This window comes from Actinorectispora metalli (assembly GCF_056323685.1).
This window is the reverse complement of the sequence record NZ_JBREYE010000001.1, coordinates 78,824-103,199: the sequence shown is the minus strand read 5'-3', so window position 1 is coordinate 103,199 and position 24,376 is coordinate 78,824. Positions and strand designations below refer to the sequence as shown.

The 24,376-nt window shown below is 67.5% G+C and carries 26 protein-coding genes; 10 read left to right on the top strand and 16 right to left on the bottom strand.

The genetic code is table 11. The features are described from left to right. Positions 1–121: 121 nt before the first annotated feature. On the bottom strand, positions 122–973 hold the full coding sequence (locus tag ACU6XJ_RS00520; protein WP_476305646.1) for an ABC transporter permease: 852 nt from the start codon (positions 971–973) through the stop codon (positions 122–124). Continuing rightward, positions 973–3,978 (bottom strand): alpha/beta fold hydrolase, encoded by a 3,006-nt coding sequence (locus ACU6XJ_RS00515; protein WP_476305643.1) that lies wholly within the window; start codon positions 3,976–3,978, stop codon positions 973–975. Before ACU6XJ_RS00515 ends, ACU6XJ_RS00520 begins: the two co-directional genes overlap by 1 nt. Positions 3,979–4,321: 343 nt before the next feature. Here ACU6XJ_RS00515 and ACU6XJ_RS00510 point away from each other — a divergent pair, with 343 nt between their 5' ends. Continuing rightward, on the top strand, positions 4,322–5,314 hold the full coding sequence (locus ACU6XJ_RS00510; RefSeq protein WP_476305641.1) for a TerC family protein: 993 nt from the start codon (positions 4,322–4,324) through the stop codon (positions 5,312–5,314). 45 nt (positions 5,315–5,359) lie between these two features. Here ACU6XJ_RS00510 and ACU6XJ_RS00505 read toward each other — a convergent pair whose 3' ends face one another. The 3 genes from ACU6XJ_RS00505 to ACU6XJ_RS00495 form a co-directional block, all read right to left on the bottom strand. Beyond that, complete coding sequence (locus tag ACU6XJ_RS00505) at positions 5,360–6,148, bottom strand: ArsR/SmtB family transcription factor (protein WP_476305639.1); 789 nt, start codon at positions 6,146–6,148, stop codon at positions 5,360–5,362. A gap of 74 nt (positions 6,149–6,222) precedes the next feature. Next, positions 6,223–6,879, bottom strand: coding sequence for an RES family NAD+ phosphorylase (locus ACU6XJ_RS00500; RefSeq protein ID WP_476305637.1), 657 nt, complete (start codon positions 6,877–6,879; stop codon positions 6,223–6,225). 8 nt (positions 6,880–6,887) lie between these two features. After that, positions 6,888–7,472, bottom strand: coding sequence for an excisionase family DNA-binding protein (locus ACU6XJ_RS00495; RefSeq protein WP_476305634.1), 585 nt, complete (start codon positions 7,470–7,472; stop codon positions 6,888–6,890). 53 nt (positions 7,473–7,525) lie between these two features. Between ACU6XJ_RS00495 and ACU6XJ_RS00490 the strand changes: the two genes are divergently transcribed. Together ACU6XJ_RS00490 and ACU6XJ_RS00485 are read left to right on the top strand one after the other, a co-directional pair. After that, positions 7,526–8,734 (top strand): glycosyltransferase 87 family protein, encoded by a 1,209-nt coding sequence (locus ACU6XJ_RS00490; protein ID WP_476305632.1) that lies wholly within the window; start codon positions 7,526–7,528, stop codon positions 8,732–8,734. Positions 8,735–8,737: 3 nt separating this feature from the next. Then, entirely contained in the window at positions 8,738–9,304 is a 567-nt protein-coding gene (locus ACU6XJ_RS00485) for a DUF5655 domain-containing protein (RefSeq protein ID WP_476305630.1), read from the top strand. A 521-nt stretch (positions 9,305–9,825) separates the two neighbouring features. Here ACU6XJ_RS00485 and ACU6XJ_RS00480 read toward each other — a convergent pair. Together ACU6XJ_RS00480 and ACU6XJ_RS00475 are read right to left on the bottom strand one after the other, a co-directional pair. Beyond that, positions 9,826–10,887 (bottom strand): LLM class flavin-dependent oxidoreductase, encoded by a 1,062-nt coding sequence (locus ACU6XJ_RS00480; RefSeq protein WP_476305627.1) that lies wholly within the window; start codon positions 10,885–10,887, stop codon positions 9,826–9,828. 58 nt (positions 10,888–10,945) lie between these two features. Beyond that, on the bottom strand, positions 10,946–11,716 hold the full coding sequence (locus ACU6XJ_RS00475; RefSeq protein ID WP_476305625.1) for a VOC family protein: 771 nt from the start codon (positions 11,714–11,716) through the stop codon (positions 10,946–10,948). Between the two features lie 192 nt (positions 11,717–11,908). Between ACU6XJ_RS00475 and ACU6XJ_RS00470 the strand changes: the two genes are divergently transcribed. Then, positions 11,909–12,739, top strand: coding sequence for an aldo/keto reductase (locus tag ACU6XJ_RS00470; RefSeq protein WP_476305623.1), 831 nt, complete (start codon positions 11,909–11,911; stop codon positions 12,737–12,739). Positions 12,740–12,902: 163 nt separating this feature from the next. Here the strand turns inward: ACU6XJ_RS00470 and ACU6XJ_RS00465 are convergent, their stop codons facing one another. Both ACU6XJ_RS00465 and ACU6XJ_RS00460 read right to left on the bottom strand, forming a co-directional pair. Then, complete coding sequence (locus ACU6XJ_RS00465; protein WP_476305620.1) at positions 12,903–13,430, bottom strand: 2'-5' RNA ligase family protein; 528 nt, start codon at positions 13,428–13,430, stop codon at positions 12,903–12,905. Between the two features lie 206 nt (positions 13,431–13,636). Continuing rightward, a complete protein-coding gene (locus tag ACU6XJ_RS00460) occupies positions 13,637–14,011 on the bottom strand; it encodes an FKBP-type peptidyl-prolyl cis-trans isomerase (protein ID WP_476305618.1) in 375 nt (124 codons plus the stop codon). A gap of 509 nt (positions 14,012–14,520) precedes the next feature. On the opposite strand from ACU6XJ_RS00460, the gene ACU6XJ_RS00455 reads away from it, so the two are divergent. After that, positions 14,521–15,039, top strand: a complete 519-nt coding sequence (locus ACU6XJ_RS00455) for a DUF2505 domain-containing protein (RefSeq protein WP_476305615.1) — start codon at positions 14,521–14,523, stop codon at positions 15,037–15,039. On the opposite strand, the gene ACU6XJ_RS00450 is transcribed toward ACU6XJ_RS00455, so the two are convergent. After that, positions 15,040–15,489: a DUF309 domain-containing protein gene (locus ACU6XJ_RS00450; protein WP_476305613.1), complete on the bottom strand. Its 450-nt coding sequence runs from the start codon at positions 15,487–15,489 to the stop codon at positions 15,040–15,042. It lies immediately after the preceding gene. Then, complete coding sequence (locus ACU6XJ_RS00445; RefSeq protein WP_476305610.1) at positions 15,486–15,767, bottom strand: hypothetical protein; 282 nt, start codon at positions 15,765–15,767, stop codon at positions 15,486–15,488. Before ACU6XJ_RS00445 ends, ACU6XJ_RS00450 begins: the two co-directional genes overlap by 4 nt. A gap of 61 nt (positions 15,768–15,828) precedes the next feature. Between ACU6XJ_RS00445 and ACU6XJ_RS00440 the strand changes: the two genes are divergently transcribed. Together ACU6XJ_RS00440 and ACU6XJ_RS00435 are read left to right on the top strand one after the other, a co-directional pair. After that, entirely contained in the window at positions 15,829–15,975 is a 147-nt protein-coding gene (locus tag ACU6XJ_RS00440; protein WP_476305607.1) for a hypothetical protein, read from the top strand. Between the two features lie 391 nt (positions 15,976–16,366). Then, the gene (locus ACU6XJ_RS00435; RefSeq protein ID WP_476305604.1) at positions 16,367–16,876 is read left to right on the top strand and encodes a DUF402 domain-containing protein; all 510 of its coding nucleotides are present in this window, start codon (positions 16,367–16,369) and stop codon (positions 16,874–16,876) included. Positions 16,877–17,119: 243 nt separating this feature from the next. On the opposite strand, the gene ACU6XJ_RS00430 is transcribed toward ACU6XJ_RS00435, so the two are convergent. Both ACU6XJ_RS00430 and ACU6XJ_RS00425 read right to left on the bottom strand, forming a co-directional pair. Continuing rightward, entirely contained in the window at positions 17,120–17,527 is a 408-nt protein-coding gene (locus ACU6XJ_RS00430) for a hypothetical protein (protein WP_476305601.1), read from the bottom strand. Between the two features lie 107 nt (positions 17,528–17,634). Further along, entirely contained in the window at positions 17,635–18,654 is a 1,020-nt protein-coding gene (locus ACU6XJ_RS00425; protein ID WP_476305598.1) for an alcohol dehydrogenase, read from the bottom strand. A 91-nt stretch (positions 18,655–18,745) separates the two neighbouring features. On the opposite strand from ACU6XJ_RS00425, the gene ACU6XJ_RS00420 reads away from it, so the two are divergent. Beyond that, complete coding sequence (locus ACU6XJ_RS00420; protein WP_476305596.1) at positions 18,746–19,417, top strand: TetR/AcrR family transcriptional regulator; 672 nt, start codon at positions 18,746–18,748, stop codon at positions 19,415–19,417. Between the two features lie 116 nt (positions 19,418–19,533). Continuing rightward, a complete protein-coding gene (locus tag ACU6XJ_RS00415) occupies positions 19,534–20,340 on the top strand; it encodes a bestrophin-like domain (protein ID WP_476305594.1) in 807 nt (268 codons plus the stop codon). Here ACU6XJ_RS00415 and ACU6XJ_RS00410 read toward each other — a convergent pair. Further along, positions 20,329–20,985: a TetR/AcrR family transcriptional regulator gene (locus ACU6XJ_RS00410; protein WP_476305591.1), complete on the bottom strand. Its 657-nt coding sequence runs from the start codon at positions 20,983–20,985 to the stop codon at positions 20,329–20,331. The genes ACU6XJ_RS00415 and ACU6XJ_RS00410 overlap by 12 nt on opposite strands. 87 nt (positions 20,986–21,072) lie before the next feature. Here ACU6XJ_RS00410 and ACU6XJ_RS00405 point away from each other — a divergent pair, with 87 nt between their 5' ends. Beyond that, on the top strand, positions 21,073–21,684 hold the full coding sequence (locus tag ACU6XJ_RS00405; protein WP_476305588.1) for a DUF4389 domain-containing protein: 612 nt from the start codon (positions 21,073–21,075) through the stop codon (positions 21,682–21,684). Here ACU6XJ_RS00405 and ACU6XJ_RS00400 read toward each other — a convergent pair. Both ACU6XJ_RS00400 and ACU6XJ_RS00395 read right to left on the bottom strand, forming a co-directional pair. Continuing rightward, on the bottom strand, positions 21,626–22,276 hold the full coding sequence (locus ACU6XJ_RS00400) for a hypothetical protein (RefSeq protein WP_476305585.1): 651 nt from the start codon (positions 22,274–22,276) through the stop codon (positions 21,626–21,628). The two genes, ACU6XJ_RS00405 and ACU6XJ_RS00400, sit on opposite strands and share 59 nt — an antisense overlap. A 13-nt stretch (positions 22,277–22,289) precedes the next feature. Then, a complete protein-coding gene (locus ACU6XJ_RS00395; protein ID WP_476305582.1) occupies positions 22,290–24,149 on the bottom strand; it encodes a UvrD-helicase domain-containing protein in 1,860 nt (619 codons plus the stop codon). Positions 24,150–24,376 lie beyond the last annotated feature (227 nt).

Sequence of the window (24,376 nt, the reverse complement as noted above, 5' to 3'; positions counted from 1 at the left end):
CCGGTCGGCCCCGGCGGTGCCGGGGCTCGCGGTCACCAGGCCCGCGAGACGACGAGGGAGACCGTCTATCGCGACTTCACCCGTCACTCGGAAATCGTGAAGTCCTTGTGGAACAAGGACTTCAGCTTGTGATGTCCTTGTCGCCGAAGCGGCGGATCGCCAGCAGGGTGAACACCGCGCAGTACGCCAGTGCCGAGAACGCGCCCTGCGCCATCTCCGTCCAGTCCACCTGGAGTGACAGCAGATCCGCCCAGGCCATGGCGTAGTGCGTCGGGAGGAATTCCCGCAGGCTGCCCAACGCGGTGATCGAGTCGAGGATCTGCGACAGGATCGACACCAGCACCGCGCCGCCCACCGCGCCCAGCGGGGCATCCGTGGACACGCTCAGCAGCAGAGCGAGACCGGCGATCCAGCTCAGCTGCACGGCCAGGTAGCACACCGCGAGCAGCATGCGGAACGCCCCGGTGTCCAGCGGCAGCGCCTCACCGACGGGCGTGACCATATCGCCGCCGCCGTAGGCGATCACCCCGACCGCCAGCGACACCGCGGGCAGCACGAGCAGCCCGAGCAGCGACAGCAGCCCGGCCACCGCGGCCTTGCGGCGCAACAGCCGCAGCCGCGGGATTGGGATGGCCAGCAGGTACTTCAGGCTCGACCAGGACGCCTCGCTGGCGATCGTGTCGCCGAAGAACAACGCCACCACGACCACCAGCAGGAACCCGGCGGAGGCGAACAGCGTGAACACCACGAAGTTCAGCCCGCTGGCGGTGGCCAGGTCGACCAGGCCACCGGAGCGCCTGCCGCTGTCGTCCCGGCCCAACTCGAAGGCGAGCAGCAGCAGGAACGGCAGCACCGCGAGGAAGCCGATGGTCAGCTTCGTCCGCAGCCGCCGCAACTGCCGGGAGAACTCCACCCTGATCGGCAGCGTCCGCCCCGGCGAGTAGCCCTCGACGGCACCTTCCACCGCGCTCATCAGCCGACCCCCGATCCGTTGCTCTGCGACACCAACTGGAGGAACGCATCCTCCAGCCTGCGGCGCGACCCGGCGTGTTCCACCGCGACTCCCGCCCGCACCAGCGCGGCGACCACCGCCGAGCGGGGGGTGCCGTTGAGGGTGGCGTGCACCAGACCGTCGCCCTCGACGTGCACATCGGACACCCCGCCGAGTCCGCTGAGGACGGCCAGTGCCTCCTCCGGCCGGTCCACCCCGAAGCTGGCTTCGCCGCCGTCGGCGGTGACTTCGTCGACGGGTCCTGCGGCGACCGCGGTGCCGCGGTGCATCACGACCACATGCGTACAGGTCTGCTCGACCTCGGCCAGCAGGTGGCTGGACACCAGCACGGTGCGCCCGCGCTCGGCGTAGCGCCGCAGCACCTCGCGCATCGCGTGGATCTGCGGCGGGTCGAGCCCGTTGGTGGGTTCGTCGAGCACCAGCAGGTCCGGCAGCCCCAGCATCGCCTGCGCGATCGCCAGCCGCTGCCGCATGCCCTGGCTGTAGGTGCCGACCTTGCGGTGCACGGCCTTGCCAAGGCCCGCGATCTCCAGCGCCTCGTCCAAATCGGCCTCGGCCTCGGGGCGGCCGGTGGCGGCCCAGTACAGCCGCAGGTTCGTCATGCCGGACAGGTGCGGCAGGAACCCGGCGCGCTCCACGAATGAACCGATGCGCGACAGCACCGGCGCGCCGGGGTGCACTCGGTGGCCAAACACCCTGATCTCGCCCTCGGTCGGTTTCACCAGCCCCATCGCCATCCGCAGCGCGGTCGTCTTGCCCGCGCCGTTGGGGCCGAGCAGACCCAGCACCTGACCGGGCTCCACCCGGAAACTCAAGTCCTGAACGGCGGTCACACCGCCGCGGTAGGACTTCGACAGGTCGCTGATCACCAGCGGCACCTCGGCCAGCGCCGGGTCGAAGTCGTCGGCGCGGCGCCTGCGGATCACCGCGACCACGGCCAGGATCGCCAGCGCCAGCACGATGCCGCCGACGCCGAGCAGCGGCCACACCGGCACCTGGCTGGTGGCGCTGACACCGGGCACCGTCGGCAGCGAGATCGGGCCGAGCACCTCCACGCTGTACACAGCGGGCTGGCTGGCAGAGGCGAAGGATTGGTCGGTGCTGGCCACGACGAGCAGCAGCCGGTGGCCGGACTCGATGGGCCGCACGATGCCCGGCAGGCCGACCGTGACCTCGGCCGTTCCGGTGGCGGGCAGGGGGACCCGCAGCGGCGACACCGCGCCTCCGGTCAGCGCGGGCCTGCCGTCGGGGCCGACGTCGTAGAGCTTCGCGAACAACACGGCGTCCGTGGACGGCGGACCGGTCACTCTGATGCGGGCCGTCGGTGAGCCCGCGACCAGCACCCGATCGGTCAACTCGCCGGAGCTGAACCGGGCTGCCTGGCCGGGCGGGTCGATGCCGATGCCCGCCAGGCTCGACAGGCCGCCGAGCGAGCCGGATAAGCCGGGGATCGAGCTCAGGCTGGCGGGGTTGCCGCCCGGCGGGTTGAGCACCGGCTGGCGCGGTCCCTCCAGTGCGAGTTCCGAGCGTTCGGTGGTACCGCCGGTCAGGCCGGGGTACGCGGATGCGTCGACGGTGCGGACCTGTGGGCCGCCGCCGGAGCGCAGCGCGCCGCGCACGTCGTAGCTGAAACCGGTGCCGGGATCGGCGCCCTTGTGGGCGAGGTGGAAGTCGAACCAGTCCGCGATCCGCCCGCGCAGCGCGGGGCCGGGTACGCCGCCGTCGTGGCCGCCCGCGTACCAGTGCACCTTGACCTTGGTGCCCGCCGCGGCGAGCGCGCGGGCGGTGGCATCAGCCTGGTCGAGCCCGAACAGGGTGTCCTGCTCGCCCTGCACCAGCAGCGTCGGCGCCGTGATCTTCGAGGTCACGGCCGCGGGGGAGCGGGAGCGCAGCAGGTCGAGAGTCGCCGGGCCGGCCTGCCCGGTGGTCGCCAATTCGGTGTACGCCTGGCACACCTCCGGTCGGAACCGCCCGCACGGATCGACCGTGGGTGCCTGCCTGGGACCGGAGCCCGCGCCAGGCTGACCGGGTTGAGGTTGACCGCCTGCGTTCGGCTGAGGCCGCGGCGACCCCTGTTGGTCTTGGCCACCGGGCTGGGCTCCACCGTTTCCGGCTGCCGAATCGCCCTGGCCCGCGCCGGTCTGGTCCTGGCCCCCATCCGTCGGCGCCTGGTCCCCTGAGCCTGGCGTTGTGCCGTCCTGACCGGGACCGGTCGGCTGGTCATCGTCGTCGTCTCGGTTCTGCCCGGCCTCCGGCGCCTCGGCAGAGGAGCCGACGCCGGAACGGGCCGGTCCGAGACCGGCGGAGAACAGGTTGCCCGCCCAGGTCCGCTTGAACACGCCTGGACCGCCGTAGCCGACCGCGGCAGGTGTGCCCGCCGCCGCACCGGTACTCGCCGCGTTGGGCAGCAACGCCTCCGCGAGGTCGGCGTAGGTGATCACCGGCGCGACCGCGTCCACCCTGCGGTCGGTGCCCGCCAGCAACAGCGCCAGCGCACCGCCGTAGGAACCGCCGCTCACCCCGACCCTCGGGTCGTCGGGGCCGTCCTTGGACACCTCGGTTCGCCCGGCGAGCCAGGTCAGCAGCGCCGAGGCGTCCGCGACCTCGAACTCGGGGGCGTTCAGCCCAATCCGACCCTCGCTGCGGCCGAAACCGCGAGCCGAGTAGGCCAGCACCGTGAAGCCGCGCTCGGCGAGTTCGCCCGCCTCACGGTGCACGGAGTCCTTGCTGCCGCCGAAGCCGTGTGCCAGCAGCACGGCGGGGGCGGGCGTGGTGGCGGGCTTGTAGAGCGTGGCGTCGAGGGTGAGCCGTGCAGGGTCGCCCGGCCCGGCGGGCACCTGGACGCGCACCTGTTCGGTGGTGACCGACGACGGCGCTGGGCTGCTGGGCCAGACGAGTGCTGTGACGACGGCGACGACAATCAGCGCGCCGAGGATCAGCGGGAGGCGCAGGTTGGTGCGGGGCACTCTTCGACCGTATGCCAAAAATGACCACTATGGGTGTTGGTGCTGGTCGGGAGCGGTGGATGTCACCTCCCAGACGATCATCGGCATACCCGCGGCAACCAGACCGAGACGTTGTCTGGCAGGCTGGGCGCAGCGGCCCGGGTAACCGCCAGGGCGAGAATGGTCACCCTGGCTGGTGCTGGATGGCATTGATAGGTGAGAATTTGTCGACGTTGCGGAGGGGAGTATTCCTTCGCGGCGGCATCGTCATCACGAAGCCTTGGCTTCCGGTGCCGTCGGTCCGCGTCTCGCGGGCGGAAGAGACCTCCGGTCAGTGGCTGCTGCCGTCTGCCGGAGGTAACGAATGAGTATCCCCACCTGGGTCTGGATCGCGACGATCGTCGGTCTGCTGGCACTGCTGGCGGTCGACCTGGTGATCGTCGACCGGAAACCGCACGAGGTCACCATCGGAGAGGCCGCCCGATGGGTGGTCTTCTATGTGGCCTGCGCCATGGTTTTCGGACTGGGCATCTGGTTCTTCTCCGGTAGCGAATTCGCGTGGGAGTTCCTGGCGGGCTACGTCACGGAATATTCGCTCTCAGTGGACAATTTGTTCGTTTTCGTCATCATCATGTCCACGTTCGCGGTTCCGGCCATTCACCAGCACAAGGTGCTGCTCTTCGGCATTCTGCTCGCCCTGTTGATGCGCGGCCTGTTCATCGCCGCGGGTGCGCTGGTCATCGCCAAGTTCAGCTGGGTCTTCTACATCTTCGGCGCGTTCCTGGTCTACACGGCCTGGAAGCTGGCCACGGGCAGCGATTCCGACGAGGACGAATTCAAGGAGAACGCGGTCCTGCGCACTGTGCGCAAGGTGCTGCCGGTGACCGAGGATTACCACGGCGCCAAGGCGTTCATCCGCATCAACGGCAAGCGTTGGGTCACCCCGATGTTCGTGGTGATGGTCGCCATTGGCACGACGGACCTGCTGTTCGCCCTCGACTCCATTCCGGCGATCTTCGGCCTGACCAAGGAGCCGTTCCTGGTCTTCACCGCCAACGCGTTCGCTTTGATGGGCCTGCGGCAGCTCTACTTCCTGATCGGCGGGCTGCTCAACAAGCTGGTCTACCTCTCGACGGGGCTGTCGATCATCCTCGGGTTCATCGGCGTGAAGCTGATCCTGGAAGCGATCCACGACAACTCGCTGCCGTTCATCAACGACGGCAAGAAGTTGGAAATGGTGCCGACCATCGGCATCGAACTGTCGCTCAGCTTCATCATGGGCGTACTCGCGATCACCACGGTGGCCAGCCTGATCAAGGTGCGGCGCGACCCCAGCGCGGCCAAGAAGCTCGGCTGATCCGGGTGCCGCTCGGCAGTACCGCCGAGCGGCACCGGCGTCTGATCAGCGTTCCGGCAACGGCTCGCCGGTCTCCAGCAGCGTCTTGAGGCTGGACAGCAGCTCCGACCAGCCCTCACCGATGCTCGGGAGAATGATGCTGTCCGGTGCGAAGTTGTCGTGTACGACGGTCAGCTTGACCTTGTCTCCGCGGGGCTCGATCTCGAAGGCCACCCTGGAGCGGGGCTCGGCGTCGGCCTTGGCTCGCTCCTCCTCATCCATCCCGGCCACCTTGGCGAACTCCGGCGTGAAGTTGTGCCAGGTGTAGGACAGCCTGCGGTGGGGGTCGGACTCCAGCACCACCTGCTCGGGATCGCTCATCGTCACACCGGCGAGCTCCCAGCTCATGACGGAGCCCTTGGCCCAGTCCGTGGTGAAGGTGACGCCCCAGTAGCGCTTGGTGAACGCCGGGTCGGTCAGCGCCTGCCAGAGCCGTTCCGGCGTGGTCTTGATGTACGTGGTGTAGACGAACTCGGTGTTGCTCATCGGTTCCTGCTCCAATGCGGTCTTCAGGTCGGCGAGTGCCCGCACTCGCTCGCGGTCGTACTGGTTGATCCAGCGCTCGGCGATGGCATTGATCGGCTCCGCGTTGAGGTAGTGCAGCTTTTCCCGGCCACGCCAGGTGGTGGCCACCAGGTTCGCGGCCTCCAGCACCGCGAGGTGCTTGCTGACCGACTGCCGCGCCATCTCCAACCCGGCGCAGAGCTCACGCAGCGTCTGCCCGTTCCGGCGGTTCAGGCTGTCCAGCAGCCTGCGCCTGCTCGCATCGGCGAGCGCCTTGAACACGTCGTCCATTGCTCTTCCCAACATGCAGCCAATCAGCTGCATTTCTACGATAGGCAGCCGACTGGCTGCATGTCAACCGAAGATCAGTTCAGCAGGGTGTAGTTGAGCTCGGCGCAGACGCGGGCCAAGGGGAGATCCAGCCCAGGGTGGTGGAGGGGGAGCAGGACGTCGGGCTGGACTGGCATGGCTTTCCCGGAGGGCGGGTCCCAGAGGCAGACGGCGGGGTCGCCCGCGTCCATCGAGGAGCGGTACCAAAGTCCGTCCAGGTCGGGGTGGGCCGCGCGGATCGCGCGAGCCCAGGCCTGGGTCGTGCGCTTCGGGCCGGTGCTGATCAGCTGGGACGCGCCTGCCCTCGTCGGCCACAGGCCGCCAAGGTCCAACAGCCGCAGCGTTCTGGTCGGGTGGAGCACAACCAGGTTGGGACCCCTGGTGCGGCGGTCCACGATGGACGTGGCCTGGAAGACCTCGGCGATGCTGGTGCGCACGGACAGTCCGAAGTAGAGCACGCCGTGCTCGTCGGAGGTGGTGCGCCCGCCGTCGGCGCCGAGCGGGTGCGGGTCGAAGCGGGCGTGCGGAAGTGGGCCGGTGTAGCGGTAGCCCTTCCAGGTCTGGGGGTGGCGACCGCCGGTGGTGAAGACGCGCACCAGGCGAGTCGTCGGCTGGATCTCGACGATGTCGTCGTCAGGACGGGATAATGCTTGGAGAAGGGCCGGCTCGGGAGGCTGCGGCAGGCGGGCCATGAACCGTCCTACGCGGGAGTGCCCAGGACCGCGGCCAGCTCCGCGACCTCCGTGGGATCGCCGCCCGCCAGCAGCCACTCCCGCGGGCTCGCAAGCTCGTCGCCGATGCGCAACTCCTGCTGGCGGGTGGTCATGAACGCGGCGAGCACCAGCGGCGGCTGGTCGGCGGGCAGGGCGGCCAAGACGGCGCCGAGACCGGGTAGCACCGAGGAGTCGGCGAACTGCCACGCGGGCAGGCGCCAGCCGCCGCGGTCTTTCCAGGCCGACAGGCGGCCCTCGGCGATCCGGTGCCGGATGCGGCTGCCGTCGATGCCGAGTTGGGCGGCCGCCTCGGCCACTGTGAGGGCGGACTCGCGAAACACCGCGTGCGCTGCCACGGCCCGTCCGCGGGGATCGGCGTCGTTCTCGCGTCGGGGGCGGAGGTCGAAGCCGACGTCGGTCAACGCGTCCCGCTGCTCGGCGGAGAAGTACGCGGCGGGCTCGGGGTGCGGCGGGGCGAGCTTCCTGGCGGCGTCTTCGACGAAGGACAGGAACTCGGCCGTATCCACCTTGAGTCCCGCCCTGGCCAGCACCACTTCCAATCCACGCGCCATGCGCACAGTATAGCGCGACCGTGCGGTGTCGTGCGCAGGGCTACCCTGCCAGGGTGCAACTGGTACGACGTCTGTCCTCGTCCGCCGCAGCAAGGACCACCGTGGTGCTGGTCTGCTCCGCACTGGCCGGACTCGCAGCGCTCCTCCTTGCGTTGTATGGAGATCATCGCCTGACCGACGCCTACGTCTACGTCGGGGGCGGCGGCGCCTGGGCACGCGGCGAGGACCTCTACGGCGGTGACTTCCCGACCGCGTACGACGGCTTCCGGCTGCGCTTCACCTACCCGCCGCTGGCCGCGGTCCTGTTCTCCGTGCTCGGTCTGCTGCCGCTCCCGTTGGCGGTCGCCTTGTTCACCGCGGTGAGCCTGCTGTGCCTGTGGTTCGTCTGCTACCTGGCCCTTGGCAGGCTGGGCCAGGCGACGGCGGTGGTCGCCGCGGTGGCGATGCTCGCGGCGTTCCTGCTGGAGCCGGTGCGGGAAACGGTGTCGTTCGGCCAGGTCAACCTGATGTTGCTGGCGCTGGTCGCCGCGGACTGCCTGATCCGGTCGCCGCGCTGGCCGCGGGGCTTGTTGATCGGCGTCGCCGCGGCCATCAAGCTCACGCCCGCGGCCTTCGTGCTGTACTTCGTCGCCCACCGCCAGTGGCGCCCCGCGTTTGTGGCCTTCGGCAGCTTCCTGGCCTGCGGCCTGGTCGGGTTCCTCGTCGCGCCGTCGGCATCGAAGGCCTATTGGCTCGGCACGTTCGGCGACACCACTCGCGTCGGCAACCTCGCCTTCGCGGGCAACCAGTCGCTGCGCGGCATGCTGGCTCGGCTCGGTCTACCGGACGAGGTGGCCACGCCGGTTTGGGTGCTGCTCTGCCTCGCGGTCCTCGTCGGCGGCTGGCTGGCGGTGCGGTCACTGCGCCTGGCCGGGGACGATTTGGGCGCGTTCACCGTGGTCGCCACGGTGACGCTGCTGGTATCCCCGGTGTCCTGGACGCACCACTGGGTGCCCGCGGTGCCGGGTCTGCTGTGGGCGGCCCACCGCGTGTACCGGGCCCCGACCCCACGGCGGATCGCCTGCTGGGCCGGGGCTCTCCTGGTGTTGGGCGCGGCGCCGCAGTGGTGGCTTCCGGAGAACCGCGATCCGGGGCAGCATTGGAACGCGGCGGAGAACGTGCTGGGCAACGCCTACATCTGGCTGGCGCTGATCTTCGTCGGTGCCGTGACCCGCTCCGCCCTGCGGTCCCGGCAGGGTGTCGCGGCGACGAGAGCGGGGTAGCCGATGGCCGCCAAGACCTGGCAGGAGATGCGGGAGTGGTGCGCCGACCTGCTGCACCGCCGGACCGGCCACGACCTCGCCGAGTGGAACCGTCGCGTGGCGGAGTTCGGCGCGGGCGACGAGCAGTCGCTGCGAACCCGGCTGGTCGCCGAGGGCGTCACCGGCTATCCGCAGACGCTGCTGGTGATGGAGCGATTCGGCTATCCCGATTTCCTCACCGCGAGTGCCGAAGAGCTGATGGACGGCCAGTACGGCGACCGTCCCGAGCTGCGTCCCATCGCCGACCGCCTGCTCGCCGCCTCGGTGGGGCTCGGCGAGGCGATCGTGCAGACCCGCAAGACCTACATCTCGCTGAGCACGCCGCGCCGTCAGTTCGCGGTCATCAAAGCCACCACCCGCACCCGTGTCGACCTGGGCCTGCGCCTTGCCCTGCCGCCCGGCGGACGCCTGCTTCCCGCCAAGGGCGTAGGCAACGACTCGATCACCGTCCGAATCGGCCTCGCCAGTCCTGAGGAGGTGGACGAGGAGGTCCTCGACCACCTCGCCCGCGCCTACTCGGCGAACTGCTGATCCAGCATCGTTCGGAGTGCTGGAGTGAAAGCGGTCCCCGATCTCTCTGGCTACCGGGGTGGCGGAAAATCTTGCACAGGCGCGGCTGTGGTTCCTGCCGCCGAGAGCCGGGGCCTCCCTTGGGCAGCGCCGCGCTCGCACACCGGTCGACTCTGCGAAGCGGATCGAGCTTGCGGTGTATCCATCCGCTGACGGGTGCTGGTTGGCTTTGGCCAGGACCTTGCTCGGAATGGTGCGTGGGAATCCAGACCGCTTTCGGGCATCGGACGTCTGGTGGCGGGTCGGATGCGAGCGGACGGCCTGTCTTCGCCCTGTTCGGCGGGAATCAAGGGTGACTTTGAGGCGGGACGGCGTAGGCGGCGCCGATGACGGTAGTTGCAGCCGCGATGCCCAGTCGCCCGCGGCGGATCGATGCTCCTTGCCGGCTCGAGGTGTCCGGTGCCGGATCGGGGATGTCGAATCCGGCCAAGGAGACCCCCGATCCCGCACGCTGGTTGGTGAACCACCAGCTAGAGAGCCTGTTAGACGGCGGTGGTTGGAGGGAGGCCGAGGTTGCGGCGGACCTTGGGGAAGACCTCGCTCGCCAGTCTGCGGAGGTTGTCGACGGTGCCTTCGACGTCGCCGGTGGCCTCGACTCGACACAGCACGCGGCGACAGCCTGTCGAGCGGATGCTCGTGGTCAACCGGTCGATGCAGGTCTGCGCGGTGCCCACCGGCTGGGTCGCGGTGAAGAAGTCGCCGACCGCCTGCCGGAAGTTCGGGCGGTCGCCGGGGTTGGGCACATCGAGCAGGTAGCGAGCCTGCCTGGCTCCCTCGGCGAGACCGGGCACCACGTTCTCGCGGATCAGCCGCTCGGCTTCCGCGTCGGAGTCGGTGACCTGGGCGAACGCCATGAAGCCGTGGTCGTACCCGTCCTCGGCGAAGTCCCGGGCGGCCGCGGCGTGTTCGGCGATGAGCGCTGCCTTGGCCTGGTCGTCCTTGTTCACGTACAGCAGCATCGGCAGTCCGCGGTCACCCGCGACCGTCGCCGTGGCGGCGGAGTTGACCGCGACGTACATCGGCACCGGTCGGTCCCGGTAGGGCGCCAGCGCGGGCTCTACCTCGCCGAACCGGTACCGATCGGAGTCCGCCGCGACCTTGCCGGTCAGGGCCTGTCGCACCAGGTCGATCGCTTCCGGCAGAGCGTCCTGCCAGTACCGCGGGCCTGGGCCGACGGCCTCGTACTCGACCGTGGGCAAAGCCCGGCCCACGCCAAGGTCGAAGCGGCCACCGGAGAGGTGATCGAGGAACAGCGCCTGCTCGGCGACGTGCACGGGGGAGTGCAACGGGAGCGGGGTCACCGCGGTGCCGACCCGGACCCGTTTCGTGCTCCCCAGCAGGTGCGCGGCGAAGGTCAACGCGGAGGGGCTGATCCCCCACGTGCTGAAGTGGAACTCGGTGGTCCACAGATCGTCGAAACCGGCCTGCTCCGCGGCCTCCGCCATCGCCAGCGCCCGCTCGATCACCTCCCCATCGGTCTGTCCGCGGCTGCGAGCCGCGTAGATCACCGCGCCGAATCGGACCCCGCTCGCATCGGAAGACACCCCTGCGCCCTTCGTGATCAGGTTCAGGGTTCACCGTAATGTGCGAAGGGCGGGCCGGTCAGCTCTCCGGAAGCGGTTGCATGATCGAGAAGCTCGCGCCCTGCGGGTCGGAAACGGTGGCGTACCGGCCGTAGGGGCTGTCCATCGGCTCCTGCACGATGGTGGCGCCCAGGTCTTTCGCCTTGGCGGTGGTCTCGTCGGTGTCGGTCACCGCGAAACACGTGGCCCAGTGCGGCGGCGCGCCCTCGGGCAGGTAGTCGGTGGCGTCCATGATCCCGCCGACCGGACGGCCGTCCACGTCGATGGTGTGGTAACCCGCGCCCGCGTTGTCCAGCTTGGAGAGCTGGTAGCCGAACACCTCCTGGTAGAACTTGCGTGCGGTGTCGGCGTCCCTGGTGAGCAGATCGTTCCAGATCAGCGCGCCCGGCTCGTTGACCAGCCTGGCTCCGTGGTGATCCTTGGCCTGCCAGAGTCCGACGGCGGCGCCGGTCGGGTCGGACACGATCGCCATCCGACCTTCGGTGCCGATGTCCATCGGCCCGAAGACGATGCTGCCGCTCGCGGACTTGACCTTGTTCAACGTCTCGTCCAGGTCGTTGGTGGCCAGGTAGGTCGTCCAGCGCGGCGGGGTGTTCTCCGTCGGCGGGTTCTGCGCGATGGCGGCCACTTGGAGCCCGCGGAGTTTGGCGGTCGTGTAGTGGCCGGTTTCGGGGCCGTGGTCCACGTACTCCCAGCCGAAAAGCGCACGGTAGAAATCGAGTGCCTTGGGCAGATCGGGCACGCCGAGGTCGATCCACGTGGGTACACCGGGTGCGTACGGTTCGGTCATTTCAGGCATGGTGGAAACCTCCCAGATCGGATTAGTCGTGTCTGCCCGGACACGCTCCCACGGGTGTCCGACAATTTCGTGGCGGGCCCGAATCCCGCCATGTCGGTGCGACGCCTTCGTTACCGGAATGCGATCCGCGGCAGACACGTTCAGACTGGTCACAGCATTTGTTCATGGTGTGGAGGAAATGTCGTGACCAGCGTTCCCGAGATCACCCTGTCCGATGGCGGACGGATCCCCCAGGTCGGGTTCGGTGTCTTTCAGATCGCCGACTCCAAGGTCGAGGCCGCCGTGCGAACCGCGGTCGAGGCGGGCTACCGAAGCATCGACACCGCTGCGATCTATCGGAACGAGGAGGGCGTCGGCCGCGCTGTCGCGGCCTCGGGCCTGAGCCGGGAGCAGCTGTACATCACCACCAAGCTCTGGAATAGCGACCAGGGCTACGACTCGGCGTTGCGTGCCTTCGACGCCAGTCTCTCCAGGCTGAGCCTCGATTACGTCGACCTGTACTTGATCCACTGGCCCGCTCCGGGCGCCGACCGGTATGTCGACAGCTGGAAGGCCTTCGAGAAGCTTCGCGCCGACGGCCGGGTCAGGTCCATCGGCGTGTCGAACTTCCACCTTCCGCATCTGCGTCGTCTGCTGGATGAGACGGGTGTGGTGCCGGTGGTGAACCAGATCGAGCTGCACCCGGCGTTGCCGCAGGCCGAACTGCGGGCCTTCCACGCTGACAACGGCATCGTCACCGAGGCGTGGAGCCCACTTGCGCAGGGCGGCGACCTGCTGCGGGACCCGGCTATCGCGGAGATCGCGGGCAAGCACGGCCGGACCCCCGCCCAGGTGATCCTCCGCTGGCACGTCCAGCTGGGGAACGTGGTCATTCCCAAGTCGGTGACGCCCTCCCGCATCCGGGAAAACCTCGCGCTCTTCGACTTCGCGCTCGACGACGCGGACCTGGCGGCCATCGCCAAGCTGAACACCGGCAGGCGCGTCGGACCCGACCCCGACGTCTTCGGAGCCTGAGCACAGGCGTTTGACAGCCCTGGCACACCGCGCGAGCCGCGCCTGATCGGCCGTAGGCCTGAACCCGGGCATTGCCCGCTACGGGCTCTACTCGCTGTGGGTGGTGCCTGCGGCCGCCGCGCTTGCGGCGATACGGGTGCCTACCTGCGACGTGCGGCTGGTGTCAGGGGAGGACGGAGCTGAACGGGAATCGCGTGTGCACGCCCCACTCGGTGCCGTCGTGGACCACCAGCCAGGCCTCGGTGAGCGTGGTGCGCAGCGGCAGACGGTCGGAGAGGTCGGTTTCGAGCTGGTCCATGACCGGATGGGTGACATCCATCGCGACCGAGAGGTGGGGGACCGGGTCGTAGGTGCCCTCGTAGGGAGGCGCCTCCGGCCACCGGTCGGCGACCGCCGTCGTCAGCGCCGAGAAGTCGGCCGCGGGCTGAGGTCCCAAGTACAGCAGTTTCGGGAACCGCTCGAATCGGGGGAAGGTGACGTCCAGCGTCGCCTGGGTGGCGAAGATCAGCCGGAGTTCGTCGATGACCTCCGGCACCAGCCGCGGGATGGGCAGGAACGGGTAGAGGATCGTGATGTGCGCGGGCACGTCTTCTCGCACCGCGTCGGAAAGCCTGGTGGCGACTTCCTTCAGCAGTGGGTTGGCCTCTGGCACCGGGACGATCAGCCCGGTGCGTCCGTGTTGCGATGACATCAATCTGATTGTTGCGCGATCAACCGTCGTTGGTCACCTATCCGGGCCAAATGAAATGGGGTAAACGCTTGCCCGGCCTTGATGAGCCAGGCACAAAGAAGCTCTTTGGGACAGAAATCACCCCGGTAAGCGATGTGGCGCCACATCGTCACAAATCGCCTATCCGTGCCTTGATTCGGACGGGTGTGGCGCCACTTCGCACCGAGTCAGTTCACGCCCAACAGGTCCACGACGAAAATGAGCGTCTCGTTCGGCTTGATCACATTTCCGGCGCCCCGAGCGCCGTATCCCAGATGCGGGGGAATCACCAGCCTGCGGCGTCCGCCTACCTTCATGCCTACGACACCCTGATCCCAGCCCGGGATGACCCGGCCCGCGCCCAGTGGGAAGACGAAGGGCTCGTTCCGGTTCCACGAGGCGTCGAACTCTTCGCCGGAGGAGTGCGAGACCCCGACGTAGTGCACGGTCACCTCCTGTCCGGGCGCGGCTTCCGGTCCGTCACCGATGGTGATGTCGTTGATCATCAGCTCGGTGGGCGACGCTCCCTCGACCGGTGCGATCTCGGGCTTTTCCAAGGCCATCCAAATCCTCCTGATCAGACGTGTGCGTTACCGCCGCAGCTTAGGGGTAGCGCGCGGACACAGTGCGCGGTGTCCGTATTCGAGTGCGGAACCTGTCACGGCGCTGGCGGCTGTCCGGAGGCAAGCGCATTGTCCGGTCGGTCGCGTCCACCGCGTCTGTTTCGAGCACCAGAATGCGCAGGCCGGACATGAGGCCTCCGTTCCCGGCGGGGTACAGGTCGATGAACCCGAACCAAAGTGAATTGGCCTCACACTCGCATGGACCCCGAGCGACCTAGGTCCCGCAGGTGGTCTTGTCCTGTTGCGGTAGAACTGCGCGAGCGGCGTCCCCGCCTCGGGTGAACCACAGTGAGTTCCAGCCGGATACCCGAGCGGAATTTTCTCCGGGTCACGGCACGGTGGGCCGTGGGATTCGCTCGGGTGTTCGGGAATGCGGGTTTGGGAGCGGAGTGCGTCATTATGAGCGTGGTCGTGGCGGGAACTCATGGCAGTCTCGGTATCGTGTTCCGGTGGCCACGCACCTCGAGTACGTCGTCGAGCACGAGTTGCCGGCCAGGACCGTTTTCCAGGCACTGTCCTCGCCGGAGAGCGTTCGGCGCCGTGCCAAGTTCCACGGGTTCGACTACGAGCTCAAGGACGAGACAGAGCTGGCCGACGGCAGCAAACACTTCGACGTCATGTACATGAAGTCCAGGAGTTTCCTGGCCGAGCCGCTGCGGGCTCTGATTCCCCGCACACTCACCATTCAGCGCACCGAGCACTGGATTCCGGAGGGCAACGGCGGCCGGGCCCGGCACCAGATCGTGTTGTCCACGCCACCGGCGCGGCTGGACGTGCATGTCGAGATCCGCCCGCACGGATTGGAGCACTCCCAGGCCGTGATCACCGCGGACATCACGGTCTCCGCCCCGTTCATCGGCAGGCTGATGGAGAAGGCGCTCGCCGAGTACCTGCTCTACCTGTCGCACAAGGAGCCACAGATGCTCGCCGAGTGGGTGGCGGACGATCCGGAACTCCGCGAAAACTGACTACCGTCGCAGTCGCGGTGCCGTCCATTCATCGGGTGAGCCCGCCAGTTCTTCCGCCCACCGCACCAACCGGACGACGTCGATGCCGTGCGGTGCCTCTTCTTGATAGGGGCGAATGTTCTCGGCGCCACGACGCAACAACGCGGCCGCCCCGGACCGGTTGCCACGCGCGGCATGCGTGAGGCCGACGGCGAGTTGGGCCAGGCCACGCCACAACTCGCGCTCCGGCTCGTCGGCGGATTTCCAGGCGTCCTCCAGCACCTCATGAGCATGAAACGGCAGGCCGTCGTCCAGTAGTTGTTGTGCCTCGGTCAGCGACTCGTCCGGAGTGCGAACCACGCCCTCCGGCGCGCGTTCCACGCCCTCGACGCCATAGGGCAGCGGGCGACCCAAGGCGTCTCGGGGCCGGGCGTTGCGGGCCCGGCCCTCGGTGTCCCGATCCCGGTTCACGGCAGGAACCTGTCGATGCGCCGCAACAGCCTGCCGACGATCCCGCGGTCGTGCCAGCCCCGCCGCATCACTTCATCCCGCAGCCTTCGGACTCCCGCACGCACACCGGCTGCGAGGCCGGGATGCCGTTCGTCACGGCGCTGCACCGCTCGCCGGCGCACCCAGTTCGCGCAGTCGAAGCCCAGCGCGACCTCCGGGTGGGCACCCAAACGCACCAACTCGGCATCGGTGAACCGCGAACCGCAACACCAGCACTCTGGTGGGGCCTGGACAGTCATACCTCCATCCTGCACCGGGACGCCGGGTGATGCGCCGTCGGTACGTAGTGACCATGTACGGGTGGGCGCCGATGAACGGGACCTGATCGGCAGGGCCGAGCGCAGTGAGGAGATCGGCCTTGGCGAGTTCAGCGATGAACTCGTGCATACGACCAGCTCGCGTCGATTTGACTTCGGAGCCGTAGCCGCGGCGGGCCTCCTTTCTTGATCGTAGCCAAGTACGCGGACGAGACCGGACCCATGATCTCGACGCGGGTTCAACGGACTACCTCTATGTTGGTGCTGGAATTCATGAGCTCGCAGAGCACTGTGGCATCTTGGAATCGGTGACACGTTCTCAAAGATCCTGGCATCTGGATGGCACCTGCGTCATTCGCGTGAGTGCAGTTGGCCCTTGTGACCCGGGCCGTAATCCACAGTGAAGGCAGAGTGAGAGGCATGACGTTCAGGCTGAGCCGGCATTCGTGCGGTTGGCGGGTGGAGGGAGGGCTACTGTCTGCGTCCGTGAGGCACGATGCCGACGGCGATCGCCCCGGCCTGACTCACGAACAGGCGAGGAACCACGTTGACTGCGGCACGGTGACGGTAGGCGCGCCGAGGTGAGCGGCCCGGAGCCAGTGACGGTGCTACGCGACGACCTGCCGTGCCTCGGAGTTCGGGTCGACCGGGTCGCCGCCTATGAGTTCGACATTCCTGATGGCATGTACGTCCGCCCGAATGCCGGGCGCCGACAGCGGGCCTTCCTTCTACTTGACGAGTCAGCCCAACTCGATCAGCCCGTGGTGTTCAAGCCGAGCCGGGCGGGTTGGTGGTACATCGATCTGGTGGAGATCCGAGAACAGGGCAGTACGATTCACGTTGTTGATCGCTATGTCGACATCATCGTCGGGCCACCCGGACTTCCTTACCGGGTGCTGGATCTGCACGAACTGGGCGAAGCGCTGACCGCCGGTGAACTCGACGCACAGCAAGTCGCCCAAGTGCTGGCCGCCACCCAAGCGTTCGTTGACCGTCATCTCCAGGGCAAGAACCACCATGGTCCGGATTGGCCGGACTTCCCGCCTGCCGCCCTGGCGCCCGTACGCCACGTCGAGATTCCCAGTCGCTGACCAGAAGCACCCGCAGGCCGACCGGCGGCAGGCCGATCGACGCTGAGGAGGCCATAGATCTGAAACCGGCCTCAACGACATTCCTTGAGATAACCGGAGTCGCACGCCATTCAAGATCGCCATGCCATGTGCGGTGAGACTCTGCAAGCACTCGGACTGCTCGCAAAGCCGCAGAGCGCATGAGAGCGTGGCTTCGCCATTGGTCATCTCAAAGGCGTTCACACTCATTGCACAATCCGGCAGTCATTTCTTCACAATCAATGCCACAGTCGCGACCATTGCCGACAGGAAGCTGCCGACCGCCCCGACAGTCGCGGCCTGGGCGCCGACCGATGCCCACCATCTGCGCAGCAACTCAGCCCAGCGCTGTCTCTCGACGAGCATCTTGAGCTTGTCCCACTTGTGCTTGCGAATCCAGCATCCGATGAGTAACCCGTTGGCGTTGTTGCTGCATGGCCTCCCGTTCGTCGAGTTCCGTGCCATGCACCACATAGGTGCGGCGAATAACATGTAAAGAAGGGTCGCCCCCGACAACAACACAATAATGACGAAGTTGGTGTCTCCCGCCGTCCATGCGTACGCGATGGCGATCAGAAGGAGATAACCCGAGAAACGCCACAGAGCCTGCCTTGTCTTGTTCTTTCTCCCCACCGTTCGAAAGTTACTGATGTATCGGTGCTGCCGAGACGTCCAAACGAGTAATGGTGCGAATCCGTTCCGACCCAGCCGTCACATCAGCCTCACCTGACACTCGCGGCTCAATTCCGGGTGGTCAGCACCATGCGGAACCTCGCATCTCCGGACAGCATGCGCTGGTATGCGGTGCCGACCTCGGCCAGCGGGGCGGTCTCCACCATGGGGCGGATACCTGTTCCTGCCGTGAATTCCAGAGTTTCCTCGACATCGCGTGCGGTGCCGGATGGGTGGCCGACGATCGACTTCCCGCCGCTGATCAGTTGGAGTGGGGTGACCTGCAACTGCTCCGGGCTGGCGCCGAGGACGACGAGTTGTCCTCGATGACTCAGCCCGTCGATCGCAGCGCTCATGGCCGCCGAGTTGGCGGCTGTGCCCAAGGCGACCTTTGCGCCGCCGAGGTCGAGTAGTGCCTCGGCAACGTTCTGACCGACGCTGTCGATGTAGTGCTCGGCGCCGAGTTCATAGGCCAGTTTCTCCTTGTCAGTGCCTCTGGCGATGGCCACCGTGGTGAAGCCCATGTGGTTGGCGTACTGGACTGCGAGGTGCCCCAGCCCGCCAAGGCCGACGACGGCCACCAGATCGCCCGGCCTCGCCGCACTGTGCCGCAGCGAGTTGTAGGTGGTGACGCCCGCACAACCGATGGGTGCCGCCTCCACCGAGGACAGCGCGTCGGGAATCCGGGCCAGGGCGGTGGCCGGGACCACGGTGTGGTCGGCGAACCCTCCGCTATAGGCCCAGCCCGGCACCTGCAGTTGCCCGCAGTTGATGAAGTCGCCCTGTCGGCAGGGGACGCACCGCCCACAATGGCCACCGAACCAGCCGACGGCGACTCGGTCGCCGGGCTCCCAACCGGTGACGCCCTCACCCGCCGCCTCGATGGTTCCGGCGATCTCATGTCCCGTGACCAAGGGAAACGGGGTCCCCGGAAAGCCGCCATTGGCGAAGACCGCGTCGGAATGGCAGATGCCACAGGCCTCGATGGCTACTCGGACCTGGCCGGGCCCCGGTTCGGGGAGGCTGCGCTCCTCGAGTTGGAAATCGCCGCCGGGGGAGGCGATGACCGCTGCTCGACTCGTGTTCATGATGTTCCTTCCTTGACGTCATTAACGACGATACACAGGTCGATGTAACGTCGATACAGCCACGATACACGGATTCATGTATCGTCGCTACATGGACACGCGCGAACGGATCCTGCACACCGCGGCCCGGTTGCTGACCGAGTCGAACGGGGAACCGGTGTCGACGCGGGCGATCTGTGCGGAGGCCGGAGTCGGTGCCCCGACCCTCTACCACCACTTCGGCGACAAGGCGGGGCTGTTCGAGGCCGTGGTCGGCTACGGCTTCGAGGCCTATCTCGCGGAGAAGCAGGCCACTCCGAGCAGCGGAGACCCGGTTCGGGACCTGGCCAACGGCTGGGACACGCACGTCGAGTTCGGGCGGACCCATCCTTCGTTCTACGTATTGATGTACGGCACGTCCGGCAGGCGGCCGAAGGCTGCCGACGAGGTACATGCCGTGCTGATGGCGATCCTCGAGGAAGTGGCGCGGGCGGGCAGGCTGAGAGTGGACGTCGAGCTTGCGGCGAGGGCCATCGAGTCCGCGATCGTGGGGGTGACCCTGGAGATCATCGCCCAGCCCGACGACGAGATCACCCGAGCGATGTCGCCGCTGGTCAGGGACGCGTTGCTGGACTCGCTGATCGTCGGCAGGAAGCCGCCGCGGCAGCAAGGCGCGTCGGCGGTCGCCGCCCAGTTGCTCACGATGATCGGCGACGGCGCCGATGGCCTCAGCCCCGTCGAGACCGCGTTGCTGAGAGAGTGGCTCACCCGTCTGGCTCGGTAGTCCCGCCGAAACCTGAAACCGGCAGGACTACCTCATGGTGGGCACCTGCTTGTGGGCTCGTCGGCAGGCGCTCTAGTACTGGATAGCCGATGCCGTCCAGACCGTGAGGACTCGCCGTGTGGGTCACGATCCTTATCGCCTTGGCGGCGCTCGTCCTGGGACTGCTCGCCAACCGATTCGTCAAGCGTCGCACCAGCGCGGGCGACAGCGAGCCGACGACCGTCAATGACCTGGTCAGCCCGATGGAGACGCTGGCCGTCCTGCTGCTGGCGTTCGTGCTCGTGGTGGCCGCGCAGTCCTATTCGGTCGCGGAGGAGGCCGTCCGGGTGGAGGCGAACGTGGTGGACGGCTTCTTCGAGGTGGCCGAGTTCGCCAGTCCCACCGCCGCAGAGCAGATGCAGGGCGCGACAGTGTGTTACACGCGTGCCGTGCTGACCCACGACTGGCCTGCGATGGAGAACGGCGACGGCACCTCGCCCAACACCAGCATCTGGAGCACCCAGGTGCGCACGGTGTTCAAGCAGATCGGCGCGAGCGATCCGCTGTTCGAGGTCCTGACCACCGCCGACCGCGAGCGCTCCGACGCGCGCAGCCAGCGGGCCGCCCAGTCGACGCCCGCGATTCCCGGCGTCCTCTACTGGTTCATGCTGGCGACCCTCGCGGTCACGGTGATGGCTTTCGCGTTCAGCCTGTCGAAACAGAACAACGGCGCGGAGATCGTGACCCTGGTCGTGTTGACGGTGATGTTCATGCTCTCGCTGCTGTTGATCCGCGACGTCGACCGCCCGTTCGGCGGGCAGATCAGCGTCAGCCCGGACCCGATGGTGGCCACGGAGGTCGACATCAGCGAGGACTTCGACAAGCTCTACGGTCAGAACCGGCTGCCTTGCGACGGCCAGGGGAACCGCATCTCACGGGGGTAGCCACAGCTGCCCGTCGATGAGTTGCTCGAACCCCTTCCACACCAGGTTCATCACCCGGATGGCCTGTAGCTCCGCGGTCTCCTCCGGGTGCCGATCCCACCACTCCGCCATGGCCAGCACACTGGCCGCGAGAGCGTGCCCCATCGGCGCGGCTTGCTCGGCGGCCTCGGCGCCGATGCCCTGTTCGGTGGCGGCTGAGGTGAGCAGGTCCCCCAGGAGTTCGATCATGGTTTCGCGTCCCCGCGCCCCGATCTCACCCGCTGCGGCGGGGGAGGGGGCGCCGGGTGGCGGGTTGAAGACGAACCACAGGTCGCGGTGTTCCCCGATGAACTCGAACACGCTGCGCAAGCCCTGCCAAAGCCGCTGGTCGGGTGGCAGTTCGCGGCGTTCGGCGGCTGCCCGCACCTGGTTCTTCAGCAGTGCGGACGCCTGCTCGCCACAGGCGGCGAACAGCCCGTCCTTGGAGCCGAAGTAGGCGTAGATCATCGGCTTGCTCACGCCGGCGCGTGCGGCGATGTCCTCCATCGACGCGCCGTGGTAACCGCGTTCACCGAAGACCTGGGCGGCGACCCGGAGCATCTCCGTCTCCCGCTCCGCCCGCGGCACCCGAACCCGCCCTGGCGCTCCGCGTCCTGCCGTGGCCATATCCCTCCAAGGGTTGGCGAGTGACATTACCAGTAGTAATGTATGCCGACATTACTGCCGGTAATGTCGGCGCCGAGGAGGCTTGCGATGGCAACGATCCAGTTGGAAGCGGACACTCCGGACTTCTCTCACGGCCGCCGCATGATCCTGCTCCACCCCATCGGCATCATCCCGCTGGGGGTGGTCAGCATCTTCTGGCTGCTGATCGGCGTCGTCGGGGGAGTGTTCGCCTGGCCGCTGATCCTGCTCACCGGTCGCCACCCCCGCCCGCTGTTCGAACTCAACTCGCGGACGCTGCGCTACGGCATCCGCGCGGGCGGCTACGCCCTCCTGTTGAGCGACCGCCGCGCGCCCTACGACGGCGCACCGGACAACGACTACCCGCTGCGCCTACACGTGGCAGGTCCCCCAGCCCGCTACAGCCGCCTGGAGGTGCTGATCAGGCCGCTTCTCCTGTTGCCTTTGGGGCTGTGGTTCGTTTGCTACCTGGTGGCAGCGGTCGCCGTCGCCGTTCCCCGCGGTATCGCGGCGGGAATCTTCGGCAACGACACCGTCGGACTGCCGTTCATCCGCGGCTTCCTGGACTTCTGCACGCGGGCAGGCAGCTACGCCCTGTTCCTGAGCACCGGGTTCCCGGCACTCACGGACGCGGAAGCAACACGGCGATCTCGGCAAGCGCATCGAGTTGGTCAGTACTAAGGCGTCCCTTCGCGGTTTCGGTCTCCGCAACGACGACCGTGTTTCGATCGAGTCGGGACGCGTAGTGGTGACCGGTGAACCGGATCTCGGCCATGCCCAACAACGTGCTGCCCAGCGGCGCGATGTCGCCGCTGGCATGCACATCCTCGATCCGCCGGAACTCCCGCGCCTGACGGCTGTTCCGGAAGCCGACCCAGATCACCGATACGACGACAGTGCTGCCCGCGTCGTCCTCCAGCGCGAACAGCGCTCGCTTCAGTGAAGTGCATCGGTTGCGAACCAGGAACTCACGCACCTCGCCGAAGGAATAGGCCAGGCACTCAAGCCATTCGTCGTTCGCTTTGCCGCGCTGACGCAGGCCCATCCGCCGCCAGGCTTCTGCTGGGTTTCCCTTGCGCGCGGACTTCTTTGCCTCGGTCTTCTTCGCGTGCACCGTGGTACCCGCCGGTTCGCTCACCGAGGCGCCTGCGCCGAAGCCTCCGCCGCCTGCCGCCACGGCATGGACCAGGGCCGCCCCCGCCATCACCGCGCCGCCGGTTCTGGAGCCGGGATCGGAGCCGCCGCCTTTCCCGCCAATCCGCCGGTCCGCCATCCGTAAGCTCCCGTCACGCGGTTTCGGCGGTGGCCCACCAGAGGAAGTCCCGGGCACGTGTCGCCGCCACGAGGTGTTGCCTGCCGCGCAGTTCGCGGAGTTCCTCTTCGACCGCATTGCCCGCAGGCTCGGGGTTCGCGAACTGCACGACCAGGACAGCCTGGAAGTCCAGGCCCTTGGCGCGGTGTACCGTGCCGATCTTCAACCTGTCGTCGGTTTCGCCGTGGTACTGATCCAGCGGCAGCAGCGGAATGCCTGCCTTGCGCAGAATCGCCGTGCAGCGGTCCAGATCGCGACGGTGGAAGACGATCAACGCGGCGGACCCCCTGGGCACTGGCAGGCTCTTCACCGCTGCGACCAGCGCGGTGGGCAGTTCGTCCGCCCGGCCCCGCCAGCCTTGGGTCGCGCCGCCGGAATTGGCGGATTCCGCCTGCCGCAGTGCGACTCCCGCAGCGCCGTCGAGATCGTCGACCTCATTGGTGGCGTCGAAGCGTTGGGCGAAACCGAGCACATTGGCGCGATTGCGGTAGTTCACCCGCAACACCTCGCCGCGCCCCAGAATCGGAATGCCCGCATCGGACAGCCGCCAGCCGCCGGGATAGACCTGCTGCTGTCCATCGCCCACCAGCAGAAGCCGATTGGCCCCTTCGCCTGCCAACGCCTTCAGCATTCGCAGACCGGTCAGCGTGATGTCCTGCACCTCGTCCACGACAACGGCCGCATACGGCTCCGCAAGCGGATTCCGCGTCAGTTCATCCAGGGCGGCGTCGACCATGTCGTTGTAGTCGTGCAAGTCTCGCTCGGCGAGATTGCGCTGATATGTCTGATAGAGTCGCCACACTCTTTCCTTCTGGGCGGCATCCAGACGTAGCCTGCGGCCCCTACGCATGGTCCGCACATACTCATCGAGGGTGCGAATACCCCGGCCCTTGATGACCCGGTCGATCTCGGTGCGCCAGTAGTCGACCGTGGGGTCCAACTCGATCAGGGCGGCTCGATGGGCGATCCAGGCCTTGCTGAACGCCGTTTCGGTCTTGGCGGGCTGGACATGGAGTTCACGTCCGCGGACTTCGAGGAACCGCCTGATCCAGGCATGCAGATTGGTGAATTCCACCCGGTGCCGCAGCTCCGGCGCCAGTCGTTGGAAGGCCGCCTGGTTCACCGTGGGCAGCGTCCGCACGAAGGTCGTGAAGAGCAACGGACCTGTACTACGCCTGGCCAGATGCCGCAGTCGATGCAGCGCGACCACGGTTTTCCCGGTGCCCGCCGGTCCGCTGATCCTCGCGGGTCCGGAGTAGTTACGCGAGACCACCGCCTGCTGGTGGGGGTGGAGGAATGTCAGCCAGGTATCGAACGGGCGATGCTGGGCGGCATCCAGTACATCCTCGGTGAGTTCAACGGCATCCAGCAGCCCGGTCGGCTCGGGTTCGCGTTCCGGCGCCCGAACCCGCAGCACGCGGTAGTCACGTAACCGTCCGGCGACCTGCTCGGCGATCGAGTCGACTTGGCGGCGGTCCAGGTGGACGGCGTCTCGCTGGAACAGCTGGTGGAGGTTCGCTTCGGACAGCAGCCAGCACGGCCGGTCGTTTCGCGCCGACCTGACCGGGTCGGAGCCGATGACGACCAGATGGATCGCGCTGGATGCCAGGACCCTCCCGCGGGACTCCCGGACTCCCGCGCAGCGCTCCTCGGCGTATCGAAGCGCGTTCACAACCGTCGACTGGTCCGGTGGACGCTCGGCGATCAGCACTGCGAACACACCACCAGCCCCGATGAGAAACGCGTCGACTCTGGCGCCAGGGCTGTTGCGGACCAGGAGATGCCAGCCCTCGGCGGTCCGGGCGAGCAGGGCCGTCAGAATTCGACGCCGCATGGGCCCGAGTGTCGGCAGTACGCGGAGAAGCAATTCGTTGGCCTGGTGTTGCACCTGCCGACGTGCATGCGCACTCAGGTTCACATGCTCCTCCGTTCACCAATACCGGTTCCCCAAGGTATTGATCAACGGTGTCGATTTGGTATGGCTCGCCGGTTAATCACCCGGATGCAGCACAATTCTGAGTGCTCAGAATTGTGCTGCCGTGAATCGGACTCGAAAGCGTT

What these genes read in the sequence shown, in the direction of transcription:
- ACU6XJ_RS00520 (WP_476305646.1), bottom strand. Translation starts at nt 973, where the DNA reads ATGAGCGCGGTGGAAGGTGCCGTCGAGGGCTACTCGCCGGGGCGGACG.
- ACU6XJ_RS00510 (WP_476305641.1), top strand. Translation starts at nt 4,322, where the DNA reads ATGAGTATCCCCACCTGGGTCTGGATCGCGACGATCGTCGGTCTGCTG.
- ACU6XJ_RS00505 (WP_476305639.1), bottom strand. Translation starts at nt 6,148, where the DNA reads ATGGACGACGTGTTCAAGGCGCTCGCCGATGCGAGCAGGCGCAGGCTG.
- ACU6XJ_RS00500 (WP_476305637.1), bottom strand. Translation starts at nt 6,879, where the DNA reads ATGGCCCGCCTGCCGCAGCCTCCCGAGCCGGCCCTTCTCCAAGCATTA.
- ACU6XJ_RS00495 (WP_476305634.1), bottom strand. Translation starts at nt 7,472, where the DNA reads ATGGCGCGTGGATTGGAAGTGGTGCTGGCCAGGGCGGGACTCAAGGTG.
- ACU6XJ_RS00485 (WP_476305630.1), top strand. Translation starts at nt 8,738, where the DNA reads ATGGCCGCCAAGACCTGGCAGGAGATGCGGGAGTGGTGCGCCGACCTG.
- ACU6XJ_RS00475 (WP_476305625.1), bottom strand. Translation starts at nt 11,716, where the DNA reads ATGACCGAACCGTACGCACCCGGTGTACCCACGTGGATCGACCTCGGC.
- ACU6XJ_RS00465 (WP_476305620.1), bottom strand. Translation starts at nt 13,430, where the DNA reads ATGTCATCGCAACACGGACGCACCGGGCTGATCGTCCCGGTGCCAGAG.
- ACU6XJ_RS00460 (WP_476305618.1), bottom strand. Translation starts at nt 14,011, where the DNA reads ATGGCCTTGGAAAAGCCCGAGATCGCACCGGTCGAGGGAGCGTCGCCC.
- ACU6XJ_RS00445 (WP_476305610.1), bottom strand. Translation starts at nt 15,767, where the DNA reads ATGACTGTCCAGGCCCCACCAGAGTGCTGGTGTTGCGGTTCGCGGTTC.
- ACU6XJ_RS00425 (WP_476305598.1), bottom strand. Translation starts at nt 18,654, where the DNA reads ATGAACACGAGTCGAGCAGCGGTCATCGCCTCCCCCGGCGGCGATTTC.
- ACU6XJ_RS00420 (WP_476305596.1), top strand. Translation starts at nt 18,746, where the DNA reads ATGGACACGCGCGAACGGATCCTGCACACCGCGGCCCGGTTGCTGACC.
- ACU6XJ_RS00410 (WP_476305591.1), bottom strand. Translation starts at nt 20,985, where the DNA reads ATGGCCACGGCAGGACGCGGAGCGCCAGGGCGGGTTCGGGTGCCGCGG.
- ACU6XJ_RS00405 (WP_476305588.1), top strand. Translation starts at nt 21,073, where the DNA reads ATGGCAACGATCCAGTTGGAAGCGGACACTCCGGACTTCTCTCACGGC.
- ACU6XJ_RS00400 (WP_476305585.1), bottom strand. Translation starts at nt 22,276, where the DNA reads ATGGCGGACCGGCGGATTGGCGGGAAAGGCGGCGGCTCCGATCCCGGC.
- ACU6XJ_RS00395 (WP_476305582.1), bottom strand. Translation starts at nt 24,149, where the DNA reads ATGCGGCGTCGAATTCTGACGGCCCTGCTCGCCCGGACCGCCGAGGGC.